This is a genomic window from Azospirillum formosense (genome assembly GCF_040500525.1).
Taxonomy (GTDB): Bacteria; Pseudomonadota; Alphaproteobacteria; order Azospirillales; family Azospirillaceae; genus Azospirillum; species Azospirillum formosense_A.
On sequence record NZ_CP159406.1, the window covers coordinates 139,789 to 160,449 of the forward strand.

General features: G+C 68.1%; 13 protein-coding genes. 5 read left to right on the forward strand and 8 right to left on the reverse strand.

Annotated elements, in window-relative coordinates:
* Positions 1–11 precede the first annotated feature (11 nt).
* Positions 12–3,335, reverse strand: a complete 3,324-nt coding sequence (locus tag ABVN73_RS27650) for a carbohydrate-binding domain-containing protein (protein ID WP_353861961.1) — start codon at positions 3,333–3,335, stop codon at positions 12–14.
* Positions 3,336–3,587: 252 nt separating this feature from the next.
* Here ABVN73_RS27650 and ABVN73_RS27655 point away from each other — a divergent pair, with 252 nt between their 5' ends.
* Positions 3,588–4,880: a nucleotide sugar dehydrogenase gene (locus ABVN73_RS27655; protein ID WP_353861962.1), complete on the forward strand. Its 1,293-nt coding sequence runs from the start codon at positions 3,588–3,590 to the stop codon at positions 4,878–4,880.
* Positions 4,881–4,922: 42 nt separating this feature from the next.
* Here ABVN73_RS27655 and ABVN73_RS27660 read toward each other — a convergent pair whose 3' ends face one another.
* Both ABVN73_RS27660 and ABVN73_RS27665 read right to left on the reverse strand, forming a co-directional pair.
* Positions 4,923–5,789 (reverse strand): glycosyltransferase family 2 protein, encoded by an 867-nt coding sequence (locus ABVN73_RS27660; protein ID WP_353861963.1) that lies wholly within the window; start codon positions 5,787–5,789, stop codon positions 4,923–4,925.
* Positions 5,790–6,001: 212 nt separating this feature from the next.
* The gene (locus tag ABVN73_RS27665) at positions 6,002–6,904 is read right to left on the reverse strand and encodes a glycosyltransferase family 2 protein (RefSeq protein WP_353861964.1); all 903 of its coding nucleotides are present in this window, start codon (positions 6,902–6,904) and stop codon (positions 6,002–6,004) included.
* Positions 6,905–7,216: 312 nt separating this feature from the next.
* On the opposite strand from ABVN73_RS27665, the gene ABVN73_RS27670 reads away from it, so the two are divergent.
* On the forward strand, positions 7,217–8,842 hold the full coding sequence (locus ABVN73_RS27670) for a glycosyltransferase family 4 protein (protein WP_353861965.1): 1,626 nt from the start codon (positions 7,217–7,219) through the stop codon (positions 8,840–8,842).
* Positions 8,843–8,869: 27 nt separating this feature from the next.
* Here ABVN73_RS27670 and ABVN73_RS27675 read toward each other — a convergent pair whose 3' ends face one another.
* A complete protein-coding gene (locus ABVN73_RS27675; protein ID WP_353861966.1) occupies positions 8,870–11,218 on the reverse strand; it encodes an FG-GAP-like repeat-containing protein in 2,349 nt (782 codons plus the stop codon).
* A 362-nt stretch (positions 11,219–11,580) separates the two neighbouring features.
* Here ABVN73_RS27675 and ABVN73_RS27680 point away from each other — a divergent pair, with 362 nt between their 5' ends.
* Both ABVN73_RS27680 and ABVN73_RS27685 read left to right on the forward strand, forming a co-directional pair.
* On the forward strand, positions 11,581–12,396 hold the full coding sequence (locus tag ABVN73_RS27680; RefSeq protein WP_353861967.1) for an ABC transporter permease: 816 nt from the start codon (positions 11,581–11,583) through the stop codon (positions 12,394–12,396).
* A 6-nt stretch (positions 12,397–12,402) separates the two neighbouring features.
* Positions 12,403–13,212, forward strand: coding sequence for an ABC transporter ATP-binding protein (locus ABVN73_RS27685; protein ID WP_353861968.1), 810 nt, complete (start codon positions 12,403–12,405; stop codon positions 13,210–13,212).
* Between the two features lie 45 nt (positions 13,213–13,257).
* Here the strand turns inward: ABVN73_RS27685 and ABVN73_RS27690 are convergent, their stop codons facing one another.
* Positions 13,258–14,385, reverse strand: coding sequence for an NAD(P)/FAD-dependent oxidoreductase (locus ABVN73_RS27690; protein ID WP_353862050.1), 1,128 nt, complete (start codon positions 14,383–14,385; stop codon positions 13,258–13,260).
* A 413-nt stretch (positions 14,386–14,798) separates the two neighbouring features.
* Between ABVN73_RS27690 and ABVN73_RS27695 the strand changes: the two genes are divergently transcribed.
* On the forward strand, positions 14,799–16,175 hold the full coding sequence (locus tag ABVN73_RS27695; RefSeq protein WP_353862051.1) for a bifunctional class I SAM-dependent methyltransferase/glycosyltransferase family 2 protein: 1,377 nt from the start codon (positions 14,799–14,801) through the stop codon (positions 16,173–16,175).
* A gap of 76 nt (positions 16,176–16,251) precedes the next feature.
* On the opposite strand, the gene ABVN73_RS27700 is transcribed toward ABVN73_RS27695, so the two are convergent.
* The 3 genes from ABVN73_RS27700 to ABVN73_RS27710 form a co-directional block, all read right to left on the reverse strand.
* On the reverse strand, positions 16,252–17,136 hold the full coding sequence (locus ABVN73_RS27700; RefSeq protein WP_353861969.1) for a ParB/RepB/Spo0J family partition protein: 885 nt from the start codon (positions 17,134–17,136) through the stop codon (positions 16,252–16,254).
* On the reverse strand, positions 17,126–18,133 hold the full coding sequence (locus ABVN73_RS27705) for an AAA family ATPase (RefSeq protein WP_353861970.1): 1,008 nt from the start codon (positions 18,131–18,133) through the stop codon (positions 17,126–17,128). The genes ABVN73_RS27700 and ABVN73_RS27705 overlap by 11 nt, the downstream gene beginning before the upstream one ends.
* A 178-nt stretch (positions 18,134–18,311) precedes the next feature.
* Entirely contained in the window at positions 18,312–20,633 is a 2,322-nt protein-coding gene (locus ABVN73_RS27710; RefSeq protein ID WP_353861971.1) for a DUF4347 domain-containing protein, read from the reverse strand.
* Positions 20,634–20,661: the final 28 nt, after the last annotated feature.

Here is a 20,661-nt window from a genome sequence, read left to right on the forward strand (position 1 = left end):
GGACGCTGCGGTCAGAGGCTGACGAAGGCGATGTAGGGGTTGCCGTCGACCACGCCGGCAGCCACGGTCATCATGCCCACGGCCTTGCCGGTGAAGGTGACGCTGGCGTCGATGGTGCCGTTGCCGTCGAGGTCGCAGCGGAATGTGGCGCCCTTGTAGCCCTCAGCGCCGCCCATCTCTTCCCATGTCAGGATCGAGACCCCCTCCTGGTAGCCCCAGAGAGTGCACCATTCGCCCTGTTCCAGATCGGTGATGGTGGACCAGGTGGTCTGGCCCCCCCGCCCGTCGACGAAGAAGGTGTCCTTGCCCGATCCGCCGATCAGCCAATTGGAGCCCGATCCACCGTCCAGCACGTCGTCGCCGGCCCCGCCCATTGCGGCGTCGTCGCCGCCTCCCAGGTTCATGAAGTCGTTGCCGTCCGACCCGCCCACGACCTCGTTCGCGTCGGAGCCGATGAAGCTCCATTGCAGGGACGCGACCGGCCCTTCGTAGGCGTAGGCCGGAACCATCTGCGCCACCCCGTTCTCAACTCGGCTGAACAGGACGAAGGACCGCTCAGGCGGGTCGTTCGCGACCGGTGCCGCAGGCTGGGGAGCCGGTTCGGGCACTTGCCCCTGGCCCTGCCCCTGCTCCGGCACCGGGAGTGGTGCCGGCACGGACGCCGGCGGTTCGTTGGTCTGGGGAATGGAGGGCGGCAAGGGCGTCATCCCTCCCCCGCCCTGCGGAGGCGTCGTGCCGCCGGAGGCAATGCCCATCAGAATCCAGGCGAGATCCTGGAGGCCGGCGGCGAGCGCCGGGGACGGCGGCAGCAGGCTGTAGTCGTGGTTGTAGGCGTCGGCGAACAGCGGGTCGCCAATGCGGTCGTTCGCCCCATAGGCGCCGATTTGGTGAAGGAAGTTGGCGTCGATCGCGTTCTGCCCCGCCGACAGGACCGTTACGTAGCCGCCGAGCGGCACCGCCCCCGACACCAGGTTGCCAGTGACCGTGTTGTTCGCCGGGATGCCCGCCGCGCCCGCCAGGGGAACCCATTCGATGCGGATGAAGCTTTCGCCGTTGGCGCCCAGCACGCCGATGTTGTTGGTGACGGTGTTGTCGTGGCCGCCATGGATCATGACGGCGGCCCAGGCGGTGTCGCGCAGGAAGTTGCCCCGCACCGTCACGCCGCTGGTCAGATCGTCCAGATAGATGCCGTAGCCCTTGTGGTCGCGCAGCCATTGCCCGGTGCCGGTGGTGGCGATGCCGCCGGTGTGCTCGACCCGGTTGCCTTCGATCCGCGTGCCGGTGTTCAGGTTGGACCGCCCGAGCAGCTCGATGCCGCCGGAATCCGCCGTCTCCAAGCCCGTGTTGCGAACGCGGTTGTAGAGGATGGCGTTGTTCAGGCTGATGGTCGCGCTGTCCCAGTTCTTGACCGAGATGCCGTAGCGCGAGCTGTGGTCGATGTCGTTGTGGGAGATCACCGTGTCGCTGATCCCCGACGCCATGATCCCGCCGGCGTATTTGCGCACCTCGCCGATGTGCTGGATGCGGTTGCCGGTCACCGTGTTGCCGATGGACTGGCCGGTCAGCGCGATGCCGTTGATGCCCAGATGGTCCAGATAATTGCCGCTGACCAGATTGCGGTCCGATCCCTGGGTCAGCCGGATGCCGGTGCCGACGTTCACGAAGCTGTTGCCGGCGATGGTGTTGACGTCGCCGTTCAGGATGTCGAGCGCGTTGCCGTCCGTCGTCGTGTTGGCGAAGGTCAATCCCTGGATCGTCACCCCGTTGGCACCGTTCAGCCGCAGCAGCGTGCCGAGCCGGGCAACCTCCACACCGGTTCCGGTGAAGTCCTCCCCCGCCTTGATGACCAGCCGCCCGTCCGAGGCGCGGTAGGCGAACTCCCCCACTTGGTCGACGTGGGCGGTGTTGCCCAGCAGCTTGAAGGTGGAGCCGTCGCGCATGGTGAAGGGGGCGTCGGCGGTGAAGGTCAGGGTGCGCGTCACCGTGTCGATGCCGGCGACGGTCAGGATCGCGTCCTGGAGCCGCTCGGTGTCGAAGACCTGGACCCGGCTGCCCGGCACCAGATCGGCGGTGGTGACGTCGCCCGCGCGGTAGCGCAGGGCGTTCTTGCTGGCGCCATAGGCGCTCGCGTCGGCGATGAACCAGCCGGTGGTCGGGTCCTGCGGGTCGTAGGCCGCCTTGGAGGCCAGTTGGAAGCGCACGCCGCCGACGGTGACATCCAGCCCCGGCGCCGCGGACAGGGGCGCCGACCACACGCCGTTGCCCTCGTAGGTGAAGCCGGTCACCCGCTCGCCGCCGCTGAGGACCGACTGCTCGCCCGGATAACCCAGGATGCGGACGCCGCTGTCCGGCGCGCCGAGGCTGAGCATGCCCGTCGGATTGTAGGAGCCCTCGCGGACGTAGGTGGTCTTGACGGCGCCGGCGCGCATGGCCGCCTGCGCCCGCTCCAGGCTGGCGAAGGGGCCGTCGGTGCCCTCGGCGTTCGGGGCGGCCAGCCGCCCGGACCAGGCGTCGTTGCCGTTCTTCGCGACGTAGAAGGCGTCGCCCTGCGGGGCCGGCGCGTCCGACGCGCTGCCCTGGAACACCGGGGCGGCGACCGCCAGGGTGACCGTGCCGTCCTGGGCGGGCGTGGGCGCGGCGAGGCTCCGGCCGTTCACCGCCACGGTTCCCAGCGACAGGCCGCCGGCCGGCGTCCCGCTGGCGGGCAGGACCTGCACCGTGTGGGCGATGGACGGGTCCAGGGTGACGCCGAAGGTGAAGCGTTCGGCGGTGCCGGACGTGGCTTCCGCCTCCCCGACCAGCGTGCCGTCCACCAGGACCTTGAAACGCACCGGCCCCGTGGCGGTGGCGCCGCGCGCCGCCTCGACCGTGATGGGGATGGGCCGGGTGATGACCTCCTCCGGCTTGGGCGGGGGACGGACCAGCGGTCCGCCGAACATCTCCTCGCCCAGCCCGAAGGACAGCAGTCCGCCCCAATAGAGCCCGACCTGACCGGGAACCACGTCCTTTCCGTCCACCGCGCCCTTGTCGTAGGTGGCCCGCGCGTCGGTGGATTTGACCTCCTGCCCGTCGACGGTGATGGAGCCGACAAACAGGTTGCGGTCCACCCCGTTCACCACCCCGTCGTTGTCGTACCAGATCGAAATCCGGTGGGCCTGGTCGGGATCGACCGTGGCGGTGAAGCGGTAGGGGGTGCTGGAGGTGGCGGCGACCCACGCCTCGCCGATCATGACGCCGTCGACCAGCAGCCGGAAATGAGGCGCTTGGCCGGCGGACACGCCCCAGGCGTTCACGACGATCGGAATGTCGATGGTCCGTTGCGGGGACGTGGACATGCGGAACCCTGAAGCCTGCGGGCGGGAGTCCGCCCGTCCCGAGGGTTGCGGAATGCTCCCTCGCGCTTCGAAACTGGCATACCACTATCGATAGGATGTGTGACATTGGTCCCAGAATGGCCACAGCCGGGCCATTGATCACAGCTCCGTGTCCGGCCCCGGGCGGCCGCCGCTTCCCTGCTCCCCTGCGGGCGGGGAGCGTGTATAAGACCCTGTGCCTCCCGACCCTTTCTTCAGGAACCCTTCGCCATCATGACCCATTCCCGCCGTATCTCGGTGATCGGACTCGGCTATGTCGGACTGCCGGTGGCTGTCGCGTTCGGGCGTACGGGTGTTCCCGTCGTCGCCTTCGACATCGACGCGCGCCGCATCCGGGCGCTCCGGAACGGGCGCGATCACACGGGCGAGGTCGCGGATGCGGATCTGGCGGCCGCCAACCTCCACCTGACCGACGATCCGGCCGAACTCGCGAAGGCGGACTTCCACATCGTCACTGTGCCGACCCCGATCGACGACGCCAAGCGCCCGGACCTGAGCCCGCTGCTGGCCGCGAGCCGCACCGTCGGGCGGCATCTGAAGCGCGGCGACGTCGTGGTCTACGAGTCCACCGTCTATCCCGGCGCCACGGAGATGGACTGTGTGCCGGTGCTGGAGGCGGAATCCGGCCTGACCTTCGGTTGGGACTTCACCGTCGGCTATTCGCCGGAGCGCATCAACCCCGGCGACAAGGAGCACCGGTTCGAGACGATCGCCAAGGTCGTCTCCGGTTCCGACCCGGAGACGCGGGCGCTCGTCGCCGCCGTCTACGGCAGCGTGGTGCGGGCCGGCGTGCACGAGGCCGCCTCCATCGCCGTGGCGGAGGCCGCCAAGGTGATCGAGAACACCCAGCGCGACGTCAACATCGCCCTGATGAACGAACTGGCCCTCATTTTCCACCGCATGGGCATCGACACCCGCGACGTGCTGGCCGCCGCCGGCACCAAGTGGAACTTCCTGAAGTTCCAACCCGGCCTGGTCGGCGGGCACTGCATCGGGGTCGACCCCTATTACCTGACCCACCGCGCGGAGCAGCTCGGCCACAACCCGGAGGTCATCCTGGCGGGCCGGCGGATCAACGACACCATGGGCCAGTATGTGGCCCAGGAGGCGGTGAAGCGGCTTCTGCGCCGGCGCGGCGGGCAATCCGGACCGCTGCGCGTCACGGTGCTGGGCCTGACCTTCAAGGAGGATGTGCCCGACATCCGCAACACCCGCGTCGTGGACATCGTGGCGGAGCTGGAGAGCTTCGGCGTGGTGGTTGCGATGCACGACCCGCTGGCCTCGGCGGAGGAGGTGGCCCACGAATATGGCCTGACCCTGACCGGGCGGGACGCCCTGCCGCCCGCCGACGCCGTGGTGCTGGCGGTCCCGCACGCCGTCTATGCCGCGGGAGGATGGGGCTTGGTGACCAGCCTGCTGCAGGAGGGGCGAGGCTTGGTCATGGACGTGAAGGGGATGCTGGACCGTGACGCCACGCCGTCCGGCGTGGAGCTGTGGCGCCTGTAGCCGCCGCCGCGCGCAGCCGTCGCCGCGCGCAAGGGGAGCGGATCAGAAGGCCCGCGAGGTGATCCGGGCCAGGAAGCGGGCGGTGCGGCGTGGTGACAGGCCGAAGGCGCGGGCGAAGTGCGCCGCCGCTCCGGAGTAGAGCTGCTCGTGCGCGGCGGCGACCGCCTGCTCGATGGCCAGGCTGGCGCGGAAGCGCCGCAAGCCGGCCGGCCCGGCGATACGCAGGATGCGGTCGGCATGCAAGGTTTCCAGGCGCTCCGTCGCCACGGCGACGGCCGCCGACCGCGCTGGTGTTCCGACATGGACGACCGCCCCCAGCACCGGTGCGCAGTCGAAGGAAAAGCGCTCGGTGTAACGCAGCAGCCAGTCCCAGTCCTCCAGCCGCGGCAGGGTTTCGTCGAGCGGGCCGACCGTCAGGAAGCGCTCGCGGTTCACCATCAGGGTGGAGCCGGGCGAGACGTAGCAGCCGTCCAGGATCGTCTCGAACCAGGACCCGTCCGCTTGCGGCCAGCGTTCGCTGCTCTGGCCCGTCCGCTCGCGGTGCAGGACGAATCCCGTGCACAGCGCGTCGGGAGCGCCGGCACGTTCGAGCGCGGCGATCTGGGAGGACAGCTTGCCGGGAAGCCACTCGTCGTCGGAGTCGAGAAAGGCCAGATAGCGTCCACGGGACGCCTGGACACCGCTGTTGCGGGCCGCGGCGGCGCCGCGGTTGGTGCTGTGCCGAAGCACCCGGATGCGCGGATCGCCATAGGCGGCGACCAGATCGCACCCCTGGTCGGTCGAACCGTCATCCACCAGGATCAGCTCCCAGCAGCCGGCATCCTGGGCGCGCACGCTGTCGACAGCACGACGCAGCGTGTGAGCCCGGTTGAACACCGGTATGACGATGCTGACCAGAGGCTCTTCCATGTCTAATCCCGTTCGCGGCCTGGCAAGCAGATCGGCACGTTTGGCACCTTAGAACAACGGGTTGCAGGACGGGAAGAGGCACAGGGAGAATCTTATCTTACAAAGATAAAATTGTTCATTCGTTAAAGGAACACCCGGCCGTTAAAGGAACACCCGGCCCGTCCTCCCGTGGACACGGCGGCGGGGCGCCGTCCCGGCCTTTTCCCGAACGGTTACCGGCGTTCGCTTCGGGTCCTCAGATGCCATTCAAGACGGCGCAGGAAGTGCAGCGGCCAGCCGGCGTCCGACGCGAAGGCCGCCCCCATCAGTTTTGCCGTCCGGCCGCATGCCTTAAGGCTGGGGTGGAACTGGATCAGCTCCCGCCCCGCTGCCCAGGCGTGCCATTGCCGGTAAAAGGCGCGGGCCTGGGGCGTGGTGGCCTCCTCCAGCCGCCGGCGGGTCATCGTCGTCGCTTCCTGCAGGGCTCTCGGGTCGATCCGGCCGGCAAAGGTGAGCGAACCGGAATGCGAGCCGTAGGCGTAGACCACGGGGTCGATCACCGCCGTCCGCATCCCGGCGAGCAGACATCGGGCCAGGAAATCACGATCCGCCAGGATCGGGAATTCGGCATCGAAAAGGCCGATCCGGTCGAACAGGCTGCGCCGGAAGAAGCGGCTGTTCAGAAGGATCAGCCCGGACATCACGTCGCCGGGACGAAGGCTTTTCATGACGGGGTCGTTGAGCACCAGGGTGGGCGGCTGGGTGAGAGACGAGCCCGCCGGGCGGATCTCGCAACCCCCGCACACGGAGTCGGCCGACGCGTTCCGGATGAAGCCGTCCCGCACGGCGGCCAGGGCACCCGGATGGAGCTGGTCGTCCGTGTTGAGCAGGCCGATCACGTCACCCGACGCCGCGCGGAGCCCCTTGTTGATCGCATCGTAGAGATTCCGGTCCTTCTCCACGATCAGCACGGAGTCCGGGTAGTCCGCGCGGATCATCTCGACCGTGCCGTCCGTCGATCCGCCATCCACGATGATGTGTTCGACACGGCCGACGTCCTGCCGGGCAAGGCTGTCCAAGGCAGCGCGAATGTATTGGCGTCGATTGAGCGATGGAGTGATTACAGAAATGAGCATTAGAACGACTTCTTCTCTGAAAAAGTTCTTTTCACTTTGTGGTGGAAGGGCTGGTTTATGACGAAAGGAAGGGTTTCGGAATGCCCACGTTCCATGAGGTGTTCCAGACATGAACCGAAAGACGCGGCTTGGCAAGGGATCGGTTGCCGTCGCCCGGGCGCCGATGGGCCGTGTTGATCTGGCGGAAGTGCGCGGTTACTCTCCCCGGCGCTTGTTTCCCGCCCCATGCCCTCCCGCCGGTTCGTCCCGCCAAGTCTCAAAGGCAACCTGAACGTGTCAAACGCCGCGATATATTTTCATCCCGATGGGTATGTGACCGCGCGCAAGGATTTGAAAGGACGCCATGTGGCGGGCGAGTCCTTTCTCGGCGGGTTCTTCCGCCATGCCGAAACCGGGGAATTCGTCTGCCACGCCGACAGCCCGGCTTTGGCGAAGCTGTTCGTGGAGATGGCCGGCCGCGCCGCGCCGGGCCGGCCGGTGCGGCTCGTTCCGACACGCGAGCCGCAGGCTTTGGGCGGGGTGGGCTGCCTGTTCGTGCCGGGTCCGGGGATCGGCCAGTTCGCGTGGCGGCGGCGGGGGGCGAACCAGCGCGCCTACAGCCTGTGCGGCGTCACCCACACCACGTCGGAGTCACCGGACAATTTCGGCGATCTGGTGACCGCCCCGATCCAGCCCTGGGATGCGGTCATCTGCACCTCCTGGGCCGCCCGTTCCTCGGTGGAAAGCGTTCTGCTTCCCTACGCGGACTATTTGCGCAGCCGGTTGGGGGCAAAGAGCCTGCCCTTGCCCCATCTGCCGGTCATCCCGCTGGGAATCGACACCGCCGCCTTCCGTTTCGGCGATGCGGAGCGGCAGGCCGAACGCCAGCGGCTCGGCATCGCGGATGAGGATGTGGCCGTGCTGTTCATGGGCCGTCTCAGCTTCCATGCGAAGGCCCATCCCTTTCCCATGTATGTTGCGCTGCAGCGGGCCGCCGAGCGGACGGGACGGCGGATACATCTGATCCAGGCCGGCTGGTTCGGCAACGACGCCATCGCCGGGGCCTTCATGCAGGGCGCGCGGCGCTATTGCCCCGACGTCAACGCCATCTTTCTCGATGGCCGCCTCCCCGAGGTTCGGAACCGGGTCTGGGCCGCCGCCGACCTGTTCACCTCGCTTGTCGACAACATCCAGGAAACCTTCGGGCTGACCCCGGTGGAGGCCATGGCCGCCGGCCTGCCCTGCGTGATCACCGACTGGAACGGCTACCGCGAGACGGTGCGCCACGAGATCGACGGTTTCCGGGTTCCCACCGTGATGGCGCCCCCCGGCAGCGGGATCGATCTCGCCGACCATTACGCCGCGGGAATCGACACCTACGATTATTATGTCGGGCGCGCGTCCCAGATCACCGCCGTGGACATCGATGCCGCCGCCGCCGCCTACGAACGGCTGGTGACCGACGCCGATCTGCGGCGGCGGATGGGCGAGGCGGCGCAGGCCCGCGCGGTGGAGGTGTTCGACTGGCGGAGCATCATCCCCCGTTATCAGGAACTTTGGCGGCAACTGGCCATCCTGCGCGGGGATTTCGAGGAAAGCGTGCCCTGGGACGGTGCGGGCTCCGGGCCCAACCCGCTGCGGCCGGACCCGATGACGATGTTCGCCGCCTATCCGACGGCGGCCCTGTCGGGCGCCATGCGTCTGGTCCGCACCCCGCAGGCATCGATGGCGGCCCTGGCCGAGCGGCTGTCGGACCCGATGAACTCGCCCGCCCATGGCTTGCTGTCCCCTCCCGCCGATCTCAGCCTCGCGCTCGACGCCTTCGCCCCGCCGCAGGGACGCAGCGTCGCCGAAGTGGCGGCCCTGGTTCCGGAGGAGCGGCGGCTCCTGCTGATGCGCAGCCTGTGCCACCTGATGAAGCTCGGGCTGCTGAGACTGCAGGGACCGCTTCAGCCCTGACCGGACCGCCCGGCGCAGAGCGGCCGCTCAGCCGATCCCGGTGAGCGTGCCCGCCTGATGGACCGGGCTCCAGCCGCCGGCCCCTGCCACCAGGGCCGTGGTGATCGTCACGCCGCCGTTGCCGCTCGCCGTCTTCCACAGGGCGATCGTGCCATCGGCGGCGTTGCGCCACAGCACGTCGCCGGTGCCGTTGCCGTCGAAATCGCCCGTCCCTTCGACCAGCCATTGGTTGTCGATGCTGTCGAGCAGCTGCACGCCGCCGACGGCGAAGCCGTCCATCCGCCAGATGCCCACCTGTCCGTTGGTGCGGTTGCGGAACAGGATGTCGGTCCGGTGGTCGGCGTCCATGTCGGCCAGGCCGGACAGCTGCCACTCCGCCCCCACCTGGCCGGACGTCAGGCCGGACTGGGCGACCCGGGCACCGTCCATCCGCCACAGGCCGAGCGCCGCGGTCCGGCTGTCGCGCCACAGGATATCGGCCTTGCCGTCCCCGTCGAAATCGCCCGTGCCGGCGGCATCCCACCCCAGGTCGATCTGGCCGAAAGCGGTGGCGCTGCGGATGCGGCCCTGATCCATCTGCCACATGCCCACCTCGGCGGTTTCGCTGTTGCGCCAGAGCAGATCGGTGCGGTCGTCCCCGTCGAAGTCGCCAGCGGCCAGGGGCACCCAGCGCGCATCGATCCCGGTCGCAACCAGGGCGGCGCTCTTCAGCGCGCTGCCGTTCATCAGCCAGATCCCGACATCGCCGGTGGTGGGGTTGCGGTAGGCGATGTCGGTGCAGCCGTCCCCGTCGAAGTCGCCGGTCGCCTGGACCTGCCAATCCGCGCCGGCCACGGCGGACACCGCGCCGCCGCCGGCCAAGCTGCCGCCGTCCAACTGCCACACCCCCAACTGGTTGGTGGCGGGGTTGCGCAGCAGGATATCGGCGTTGAGGTCGCCGTTGAAATCGTTGTCGAGGGTCGGTCGGCGCATGGCCTGGACGTCGATGGCGCGCGTGCCGCCGGACGCGAAGCGCAGCTGCTCGATGCCGGACAGGGTGTCCAGCCCGTCCGGCCCGCTCACCCGATAACGGCCGGAGGCCAGGCGGAGGACGCGCACCGCGGCGGCTTCGCCGGACAGAACCAGCGTGTCCGTGCCGGCGCCGCCGTCGATGGTGTCGTTCCCGGCCCCGCCGGTGATCTCGTCGTCTCCGGACCCGCCGGACAGGATGTTGGCGGCGTCGTTGCCGATGATGGTGTCGTTCCCGGCGCCGCCGACGGCGTTCTCGATGGTCACGCCCTGGGCGATGGCGAGGTTGTCGCGGCCGTCGTAGCTGTTGTCCGGCGCCGCCACGGCCCAGTCGGGAATGCCCAGACGGCGTTCCGCCTGGGTCAGGCGCAGGCCGATGGAGCTGAAATGGCCGGCCCGCAGGTCGACAATGTTGCCCAGCGTCTGATTGGACAGATCGATGGTGTCGGTTCCGCCGCCGTCCCAGATGGTTTCCAGAAAGGCTTCCCCGGCCTCCCAGCGGTAGGTGTCGTCGCCCGAGCGGGTCGCGGTGTTGGCCCCGTACAGATACTGGATGGCCGCGATGTCGTAGAGCATCGGCGTCCGCGGATAGACGGTTTCGATGCTGACTTGATACTGGGTGCTGTTCCCGGTCACCACGCTGATGCCCATGTTGGACGCCGGCGTGTAGGACATGATGGAGTAGCGGTGGCTTTCCTCCTGCGCCGGCAGCACCGTCGGTCCGCCGAAGCTGTGCTTGAGGCCGAGCGCATGCCCCAGCTCGTGCATCATGGTCAGATAGCCGTACCCGCCCGCCGTCTGGTCGCGGTTCACGTCGCCGGCGGCGAGCCAGATATCGCCGCCCCGCGGTTGAGGCAGGACGGACGTGATGAGCTGGGGGTTTCCGCCGTAGTAGTAGGAGAAGCTGGGATAATAGGCGTAGCCGCCCCGGCCCGGCATCTCGGCGCTGCCGAAGCGGATCAGGCCGGCGCCGTCGGTCGCCTCCGTGAAGGTCAGGCGGGCATAGCCGGCGAACAGCTCCAGGGCCTTCCGGGCGGCGGTGCGCTGCGCCTCCGTGAAGGTTTCGAAGCCGGAAATCTCTCCGTTGTCGTAGTCGCCGGGCACGGCGGAGGTAAAGCTGTAGGTCAGCGACACCGCACGGCCAAGTCCGCCCGGCGTGGCGAGCGGCGTTCCGACCGCTTCCGTGAAGTTCCAACGGTAGACATCGCTGCCGCCGACGATCGCCAGAAGCGCATCCAGAGAGGAACTGCCGCTGGTGACGAGGGCGGCGGCCTGCATCGCCGGGCTTGCACCGGTCGGCTGCCCTGCGGCGTTTTCAACGGCTATGGCCTGGCACAACGGGCAGCCGCAGACCGCAAGCATCGGCATGTTCATTTTCAGTTTCCACAAGGACCGCGTGTTGGCGCATCATACAAGGGAACGGATGGAAATGGAGAGTCCGCGATGGCCGGGCTCTTCCAAAGGCGATTTTTCTTAAGGCTTTTTCGTCCAGGGCGGGAGTTTTCCGCGGATGGCCATAGGCGATCGGGCGGGCGCTCATAGGCAGAACCGAAGGTTTCCATTGAAGGCGGTGGCGGTGGCTGGCAATGTCCCTGCGGTCCAGGGCTGGCCCGGTTCGTTCGGCGGATGCCTCCGTTCGGTTCACGCGGATTCCCGTTTGACGGCCCGTTCAACGGTTTTTGGCCCTGTCGCATGACCATGGGATGAAGCATGTTGATAGGCGTTGTGGGATGACCGCTGTTTTCGATTCCGGAGACCGGAGCGATGTCGCGCGGGCGCGTCAGGATCTGTCGGAAGGTCTGCGGCGCTGGTCTCTGTGGAGCAAGCTCGGTTGGCAGGACATCCGCAAACGTTATCGCCGCTCGGTCCTGGGGCCTTTCTGGTTGACGCTCAGCATGGCCATCCAGGTGGCTTGCCTCGGGCTCATCTACGGGACCCTGTTCAAGATCGATCTTGACGGTTATCTGCCTTTTCTCGCCATCGGCTTGGCGAGCTGGACCTTCATCGCCTCCATCCTCAACGAAGGCTGCGCGAGCTTCATCGAACTGGAAGCCCTGATCAAGAACGTCCGAATCCCGATGTCGGTGCACATCCTGCGGATTCTGTGGCGCAACCTGATCATCTACGCGCACAACGCCGTGATCTTCATCGCGGTGGCCGCCGTTTTCGGGATCTGGCCGGGGGCCACCGGCCTGCTGGCCATCGGGGGGCTGGTGCTTCTTCTGCTGAACGCCAGCTGGATCATGCTTCTGCTCAGCCTGATCTGCACGCGGTTCCGCGACGTGCCGCCCATCATCGCCAGCCTGACCCAACTCCTGTTCTTCGTGACGCCGGTCATGTGGAAGCCGGAACTGCTGGGCCAACGGCAGTTCCTGATGACGCTCAACCCGTTCCACCATCTTCTGGAAATCATCCGGGCGCCCTTGCTGGGGATCGCTCCCGGCTGGGAGAACTGGGCCGCCGCTGTTCTGTTCGCGCTCGCCGGCTGGGCCATCACCTTCACCTGCTTCGCGCGTTTCCGCAAACGCATCGCCTACTGGCTCTGATCCCTCATGGCTCTCATCCGGCTCGACGACGTCTCGGTCGATTTCGTTCTCTATCAGGGCAGCGGGCGCTCCCTGAAGAAGACGCTCCTGCACTCCTCCACCAGCGGCGCGCTGAAGCACGACGCCCAGCACCGGATCACCGTCAAGGCGCTGAGCGGTCTTTCCCTGACGTTGGAGCATGGGGACCGGCTTGGGCTGATCGGCGGCAACGGCGCGGGCAAGACGACCCTCCTGCGGGTGCTCGCCGGGGTCTATGAGCCGACCGGCGGGCGTATTCGTGTGGAGGGGCGCGTCACCCCGTTGTTCGACATCGGGCTGGGCCTCGATCCCGACGCGACGGGCTACGACAACATCCGCATGCGGGCCGCTTATTTCGGCATCGACAGCGACGCGATCGAGCGTCGTATGGAGGACATCGCCGCCTTCACCGAACTGGGCGACTATCTGTCCCTGCCGGTGCGCACCTATTCGGCGGGGATGACGCTGCGCCTGGCCTTCGCCGCGGCGACCGCCGTCGATCCGGAGATCCTGCTGATGGACGAATGGATCGCGGTCAGCGACGTGCAGTTCCTGGAAAAGGCCCAGCGACGGGCGGAGGGCTTCGTCAACCGCTCCAGCATCATGGTCGTGGCCTCCCATGTCGAGGACGTGCTTCGGCGGCTGTGCAACAAGCTGCTCTGGCTCGATCATGGCACGATCGTGAAGGTCGGTCCGGTCGACGAGGTTCTGGCCGCCTATCACGAAAGCCTCGGGAGAACGGGACAAGCCGCCGGCGGAGCCGCCAAGGACGTCCCCGCAGACCCGGTCCAGGCCTGACCGCCATCTTCCGACGGCCGCCGATCCGGGCCCGCAGCGTCGGAGTCAGCCGGCCGGCCGAAGCGCGTCCGCCACCGCGTCGGCGATGGCGAGGCAGGACGTCAGCCCCGGCGATTCGATGCCGAACAGGTTGACGAGGCCGGCGATGCCGTGGGTCTCCGGTCCTTGGATTAGGAAGTCGGCCTGGGGCTGGCCGGGGCCGCTCAGTTTCGGGCGGACGCCGGAGTAGGCCGGCACCAGCGCGCCGTCGGGCAGGCTGGGCCAATAGCGCCGCACCTCGCCGTAGAAGCTGTCGGCCCGCCTGGGATCGACGGCGTAGTCGATGCGGTCGTACCGATCGGCGGGAAGCCATTCCACGTCGGGGCCGAAGCGGGCCTGCCCGGCGAGGTCGAGCGTCAGGTGAACGCCCAACCCCCCTTCCACCGGAACCGGGTAGACCAGCCGGGAAAAGGGCGAAGCGCCTTGCGCGAGCGCGTAGTAATTGCCCTTGGCCAGCACCCGCGGCGGCACGCGGTCGGTGGGAAACCCGTCCAGCCCGCGGGCCACGGCCCAGGCGCCCAGCCCGGCGGCGTTGACCAGGGTGGTGCAGGCGATGCGCATCGGTTCGGTCCCGCCGACGTCCAGGACGAAGCCGTCGCTCGTGCAACGGGCCTGCTCCAGCGGGCTTCGCAGGGCCAGCATGGCTCCCGCCGCCTCCGCGTCGCCCTGAAGGGCCAGCATCAGCCCATGGCTGTCGATGATCCCGGTCGACGGGGACACCAGCGCCCCGACGCAGCGCAGGTTGGGCTCCCAGGCCATGGCCTCGGCGGCGGAGAGGGCGTGGAGATCGTTCACGCCGTTTGCCGCCGCCTGGGCGCGGATGGCCTCCAGCTTCGGCAGTTGGGCTTCGTCGGTGGCGACGATCAGCTTGCCGACGCGCCGATGATCCACCCCGTGCTCCGCGCAATAGGCGTAGAGCGCGTCGCGCCCCGCCACGCACAGCCGCGCCCGGACGCTGCCCGTGGGATAATAGATTCCGGCATGGATGACCTCGGAATTGCGTGAGCTGGTGCCCGTGCCGATCGCTTCCGCGGCTTCCAGAATGACCACCTCACGGCCGGCGCGGGCCAGCCGCCGGGCAATCGCCAACCCGACCACGCCGGCGCCGGCCACCACGCAATCCACCCGCTCCATCATGCCCCTCTGACCAAGGATCGTCGGTCATAGAAAGCGCAAAACAGGGGGGCGGCACAAGCCGCTCCCTTCCGTGGAGCGCGATCGCGCCGCGGATGCCGTGGCGCCCCGTTTCCCGCCGCCTTCCGTCCATCGCTTTTTGCCCGTTGCTTTTTGCGGGGGCCGACGATTAGCGTGCTGGCCGTCGGGACCGCCCGCCGACCGGCCCAGAGGGACAAACCCCCGCGCTGCGATCATTCCCGCCCATCCCTATCGTCCACGGAAGCCGAAACGCTTCCCAAAAAGTTGCTGCGGAACGTGCCATGACCGTCAAGACTGCTGGAACCGTACCCGCCACCACGGCCGAAGCCGATGGGGAGCACCGTTTGTCGCCGCGACAGGAAGGGGTGCGGGCCCTGTTCGACCGGCTGGCCATGGAGCGCGACCGCTGGGTTGAGCGCAACCGCGCCTTCCATGAATCGGATCGCGCCTATCTGCGCTTCCTCATTCCGGAGCGGGCGTCGGTGCTGGAGGTGGGGTGCGGCACGGGGGATACGCTGGCCTTTCTCCAGCCCTTGCGCGGGGTCGGCATCGACCTCAGCCCGGCGATGATCGCGCAGGCCCGTCAGCGCCATCCGGAGCTGGAGTTCCACACCGGCAACGCCGAAGACCCCGAGGTCCTGGCAGGGGTCGCCGGCACCTTCGACGTGATCCTGTTGTCAGACACCGTCGGCTTCCTGGACGACATCGAGGATACGCTGCGCCATCTCCAGCGCTTCGCCACGCCGCGGACGCGCATCATCGTCAGTTATCATTCGCGCCTGTGGGAGCCGGTTCTCGAGCTTGCGGAGCGGCTGGGCCTGAAGATGCCGCAAGGGCAGATGAACTGGTTGTCGAGCGCGGACATCGCCGGCTTGCTGACGCTGGCCGGCTGGCAGCCGGTGAAGCGGGAGTGGCGCCAACTCGTGCCGCGCCGCCTGCTCGGCCTGGGGACGCTGATCAACCGCAGCATCGCCCCGCTGCCCGGCGTCCGCAAGCTGTGCCTGCGCAACTACGTGGTGGCCCGCCCCGCCCCGCAGGCTTCGGCGCCGCCGCCCTCCTGCACCGTGCTGATCCCGTGCCGGAACGAGCGTGGCAACATCGAGAACGCCATCCGCCGCCTGCCGCGCTTCTGCCCGGACCTGGAGGTCATCTATGTCGAGGGCAACAGCAAGGACAACACCTACGAGGAATGCCTGCGCGTCCAGGCCGCCTACCCGGACTGGGACATCAAGGTCATGAAGCAGCCCGGCAAGGGCAAGGGCGATGCGGTGCGCGCCGGCTTCAACGTGGCCCGTGGCGACATCCTGATGATCCTCGACGCGGACCTGACCGTTCCGCCGGAGGCCCTCCCCAAATTCTACCGCGCCATCGCCAGCGGCCGGGGGGAGTTCATCAACGGCACGCGGCTGGTCTATCCGATGGCCGATCAGGCCATGCGCTTCCTCAATTGGATCGCCAACCGCGCCTTCGCCCGCATTTTCTCCTTCCTTCTGAACACCCGCTTCACCGACACGCTGTGCGGAACGAAGGTGCTGTGGAGGCGCGATTACGAACAGATCGTCGCCAACCGCCATTACTTCGGCGACTTCGATCCCTTCGGCGATTTCGACCTGATCTTCGGCGCGTCCAAGCTGAACCTGGAAATCGTCGAGGTGCCGATCCGCTATGCCGACCGCAGCTACGGCGAGACGCAGATCAGCCGCTTCACCCATGGGTGGCTGCTGTTGCGCATGGTTCTGTTCGCCTGGAAGAAGCTGAAGGCGTTCTGATGCACGTCCGGCACCGGTGAGAATTCTCACCGGTGCTTTTTGCGACGGCCAACGGTGCTTTGGCCGGTGAGAATTCTCACCGCGTCCTGTTCAGGATGTCCTCGATCGTGTCGCGCAGTTCCTGAAGAACCTCGCGGTCCAGGTCGCCCAGCCGCTTCGGCTTCTCCTGGAACGCCTGCAGGGCCTCCCGCGTGCGCAGGATGTTCCGGGAGACCCGCAGGCTGAAGGCGCTCAGCACCGCTTCGGGCTCCTCCCGGCGGGGCGGGGCGCTCGTGTTGCGGTCGTCCCCGTCCCCATCCGGGGTGGGCGCGGAGAGGGACGGCTCGGCGACCAGCGCGTTCCACGCCTGCAACTGCCCGGCCGGCTCCTCGATGGCGGCGATCTGGTAGAGCCTGTAGCGGGCCACCTTCTTCGGCGACGCTTCATAGCGCTCCCGCACCTCCGCCGACACCCTCGTCAGGCCGATGGTCCGGGTGATCTCCGCCTTGTCCCGACCCATGATCTGGCCAAGGTCGGCGTGGGAATAGCCGTGCTTCTCGACGAGCGCCACGAAGGCGTCGGCTTCCTCGAAGGGCGTCAGGTCGGCGCGCAGGACGTTTTCCACCACCGCCACCTCGGCGGTGTCGATTCCGTCCGGCACCAGGATGCAGGGCACCGTCTGCTGTCCGAGCGCGCGGACCGCGCGCAGGCGCCGCTCTCCGAAGACGAGTTGGAAACGGCTCGGCCCCAGTTCCCGCACACCGATCGGCTGCTGCAGGCCGTATTTGCGGATGGAGTCCGTCAGGGCGGCTAGGTCCGCCTCGTCAAAGCGGCGCCGCGGCTGGTCGGGGTTCGCCTCGATCCATTGCACATCCGGGTAGACAAGCCGCACCCCCTGCTCCGGTTCGGCGAAGACGGCGAGCGCGCCTCGGCTCATGGCGTTCAGCCGGGCGAGGTTCCCGGTTCCGAGTTTACGCGACATTGGCCACCTCCACGCGCTTGCGCCGCTCCGCGACGATGGCGTCGGCGAGAGCCCGGTAGGAGGATGCTCCCGGCGCGTCCGGAACCGCCTCCAGGGCGGCGCGTCCGGCAAGGGCGGCGTCCCCGTAGATCGTCGCCCGCGGCACCGGCGGGAAGATGCGCAGCGTGCTTCCCAGCGCGGTGTGAAGCTGCTCCAGCGTCAGCTGGTGCTGGTTCAAGCGGGCGTTGTGCATGGTCGGAAGAATCCCCAGAACGGTCAGGTTGGGGTGGCAACGCCGTTTCAGCTTGTTGATGGTCTTCAGCAGATGGTTGACGCCGATGGACGACAGATATTCGGTCTGGCAGGGGATGACGATGATGTCCGACGCCACCAGCCCGTTGGCCGTGCACTGGCCCAGGTTCGGCGGGCAGTCGACGAAGATGAAGTCGTAGGACGACCGCGCGTCCTGCAACCGCTCGCGCAGAGCCATCGGGCCGCTGGGATCGGCGGTCAGCTCCACCTCGACGGAGGCCAACTCGATGCTCGATGGGGCGATCTCAAGCCCGATGTCACCGATCGGGACCACGATGTCCTCGATGGCGACTTCCTCGCGCAGCACATGGGCGAGCGACTTGCGCCGGCCCTCCTCGTACTCGATCAGGTCGAGTCCGAGATGCGCCGTTGCGTTGGCCTGGGGGTCGGCGTCGACGATCAGGACGCGGTAGCCTTCGCGCGCCAGAATGCTGGCCGTGTTCACCGTGCAGGTGGTCTTGCCGACACCGCCCTTCTGGTTGGCCAGGCAAACCACCAGTGCCGGGCCATGACGGCCGTCGACCACAGCCGTTTCCTTCAGCAGGAAGCGGACCACCGCGTCGGGGATCTTCTCGCTGTTGCTTTCCCAACGGGAGATCTTGGACCGGTCGTAGCGCCGCTCCAGCCGCTCGTTCAGCCAAGCCGCGAAATCCGGCTGTGAAAGTTTGCGCTCCTCGCGCAGGAGCCTCATGTCTTCGCCACGCACGTCAACCTCCACAGCGAATGCGCTTGCCGTGTTCAACCGATACGATGGACGCTCGAATCGGTCAAGGTTGATGGTCGGGCCTATTGCATCAACACCCGGCATCAACATCCGGGAGCAATGGAAAAGGCCGGCCCGGGGCGAGGTTTCCCCGGGCCGGCGCTGTTCAGGTGGGGTCAGGTCACAGGGTGATGAAGGCGACGTAGTTCTGGTCGCCCACCGTGCCGGTGGTCACGCTCATCGCGCCCACGGTCTTGCCGGTGAAGGTCATGCTGGCGTCGATGGTGCCGTTGCCGTCGAGGTCGCAATGGACCGTGGCGCCCTTGTAGCCCTCGGCGCCGCCCATCTCCTCCCAGGAGAGTTTCGAAACGCCCTCCTTGTAGCCCCACAGGGTCGACCATTCGCCCTGCTCCAGGTCGGTGACGGTGGACCAGGTGGTCTGGCCGTTCCGGCCGTCGACGAAGAAGGTGTCCTTGCCGGACCCGCCGATCAGCCAGTTGGAGCCCGCGCCGCCATCCAGCACGTCGTCGCCGGCTCCGCCCCACGCCGCGTCGTCGCCGCCCAGCAGGTTCATGAAGTCGTTGCCGTCCGATCCGCCCAGCACCTCGCCGCGGTCGTCGCCCAGGAAGCTCCATTGCAGGTTGGAGACCGGGCCGTCGTAGGCGTAGGCCTTCACGTCCTCGGTCACGCCGTCCACCGTCCGCTGCATGGCGGCGAAGGGACGGTTGTCCACCGGCGGCTCCGTCGTCGGCGGCGTCGTGACCGGCGGTTCGGTGGTGGGCGGGGTCGTGACCGGCGGGGTAGTGACGGGCGGCTCCGTCGTCGGAGGCGTGGTGACCGGCGGCTCGGTGACCGGCGGTTCGGTGGTGGGGGGCGTCACCGGCGCGTCCACCAGGGTGATGGTGCCGCCGCTCATCTGGAACTGGCCGGCGGCGAAGCTGCCGGCGAAGCGCAGTGTGACGTCGGCGCCCGCCGTGGCGTCGGTGCCGATGTGCAGCAGGGTGACGCCGTCCACCGTCTCCGCCTGGATCTGCCCGGCGGTGAGCTGGCTGCCGTTGCCGGCGGTGGCCGTTCCGGTGACGTTCGTGTCGGTGATGGTGAAAGCGTCGCCCACCATCGCCCCGGTGATGCCGGCGGTGAAGCCGTTGGCCTGGGCCACGGTCATCGTCACCGTGTGGCGCAGGCTGCCGACCAGATCGAGGTTTTCCACGCTGGTCAGGGTCATGCCGGAGATGTCGATCTGCGGCGTCGCCGTGGTGATCTTGCCTTCCGGATCGGTCACATCGTCGGAGCTGACGCGCAGCGTGTCGGTGCCGTCGCCGCCGTCGTAGTTGACCGTGCCGGCGTCGCCCTGGGAGGCGATGATGAAGGTGTCGTTGCCGGCCCCGCCCTGGATGACGTCGGCCTCGTTCAGGGTGCCGTGTTCGCCGCTGTAGAAGGTGTCGTCGCCATCGCCGCCGATCATCGTGTCGGCGTCCCAGTCACCGATCAGCGTGTCGTTGCCGGCGCCGCCCATCAGGCTGTCCTTGCCGCCGCCGCCGACCAGCAGGTCGTCGCCGTCGTCGCCATACAGCATGTCGTCGTCGGCCCGCCCGTAGATCTGGTCGTTGCCGGCCCCGCCATGGACGGTGTCGTTGCCGTTGCCGCTCTCCAGTGTGTCGGCGCCGGCTCCCCCGGTCACCGAATCGGCGCCGTCATGGGCCCAGAACCACACGGGGTCGTTTCCGGCCACCATGGTGTCGTCGAAGTTGGAGCCAACCCAGCGCTCGATGTCGATGAAGGTGTCGCCCGCAGCGTCCCCCGTGCTGTTGCCCGGGGTGAGCAGATCCAGCACGATGCCCGAGGTGGCGGTCTCGTAGGAGGCCTCGTCGAAGCCGCCGCCGCCGTTCAGAACATCGGCCCCGGCCCCGCCGATCAGCGTGTCGTTGCCGTCGCCGCCGATCAGCGTGTCGTTCCCGGCTCCGCCTTCGATCACGTCGGGGGCGTCGTCGCTGGTCAGCAGGTCGGGACCCGCCGTCGTGGTGCCGGTCACGGCCAGCACATGGGTCCAGCCCTCAACCGCCGCGAAGGGGGAGGAGGCGCCGACCGGCGCGGTGCTCTGGTCGAGGGTCCAGGAGGCCCCCAGCGCGTCGGGACCGACCGGACCCGAAGAGGCGGCGACCGCGGCGCCCGTGGCGGCAGCCAGCCGGTCGAGAAGAAGACGGCCCGCCTCGCCCGCACCGGCATGACAGGCGTGGATGTGGATCTCGGTGCCGCGCGCGTCCGGCCAGGACCGGTCGAGCAGCGACCGCGCGTCCAGCGGCTGGGTGCCGATCAGGACCCGTCCCGGCTCGCCATGGGCGACCAGATGCAGGACGGACGGGCGCTCGGCGAGGGCCGCGGCCAGCACGGCATGACCATCGTCGGCGGCGGAGACGAGCGTGACCTGGACGTCGGAACGGCGGCGGCTGAGCAGCCCGTCGAGATCCTCAAGTCCAGCGTCCGCAATGATGACTTCGGTCAAGGGAGACTCTCCGTGGATTTTGTTGTGA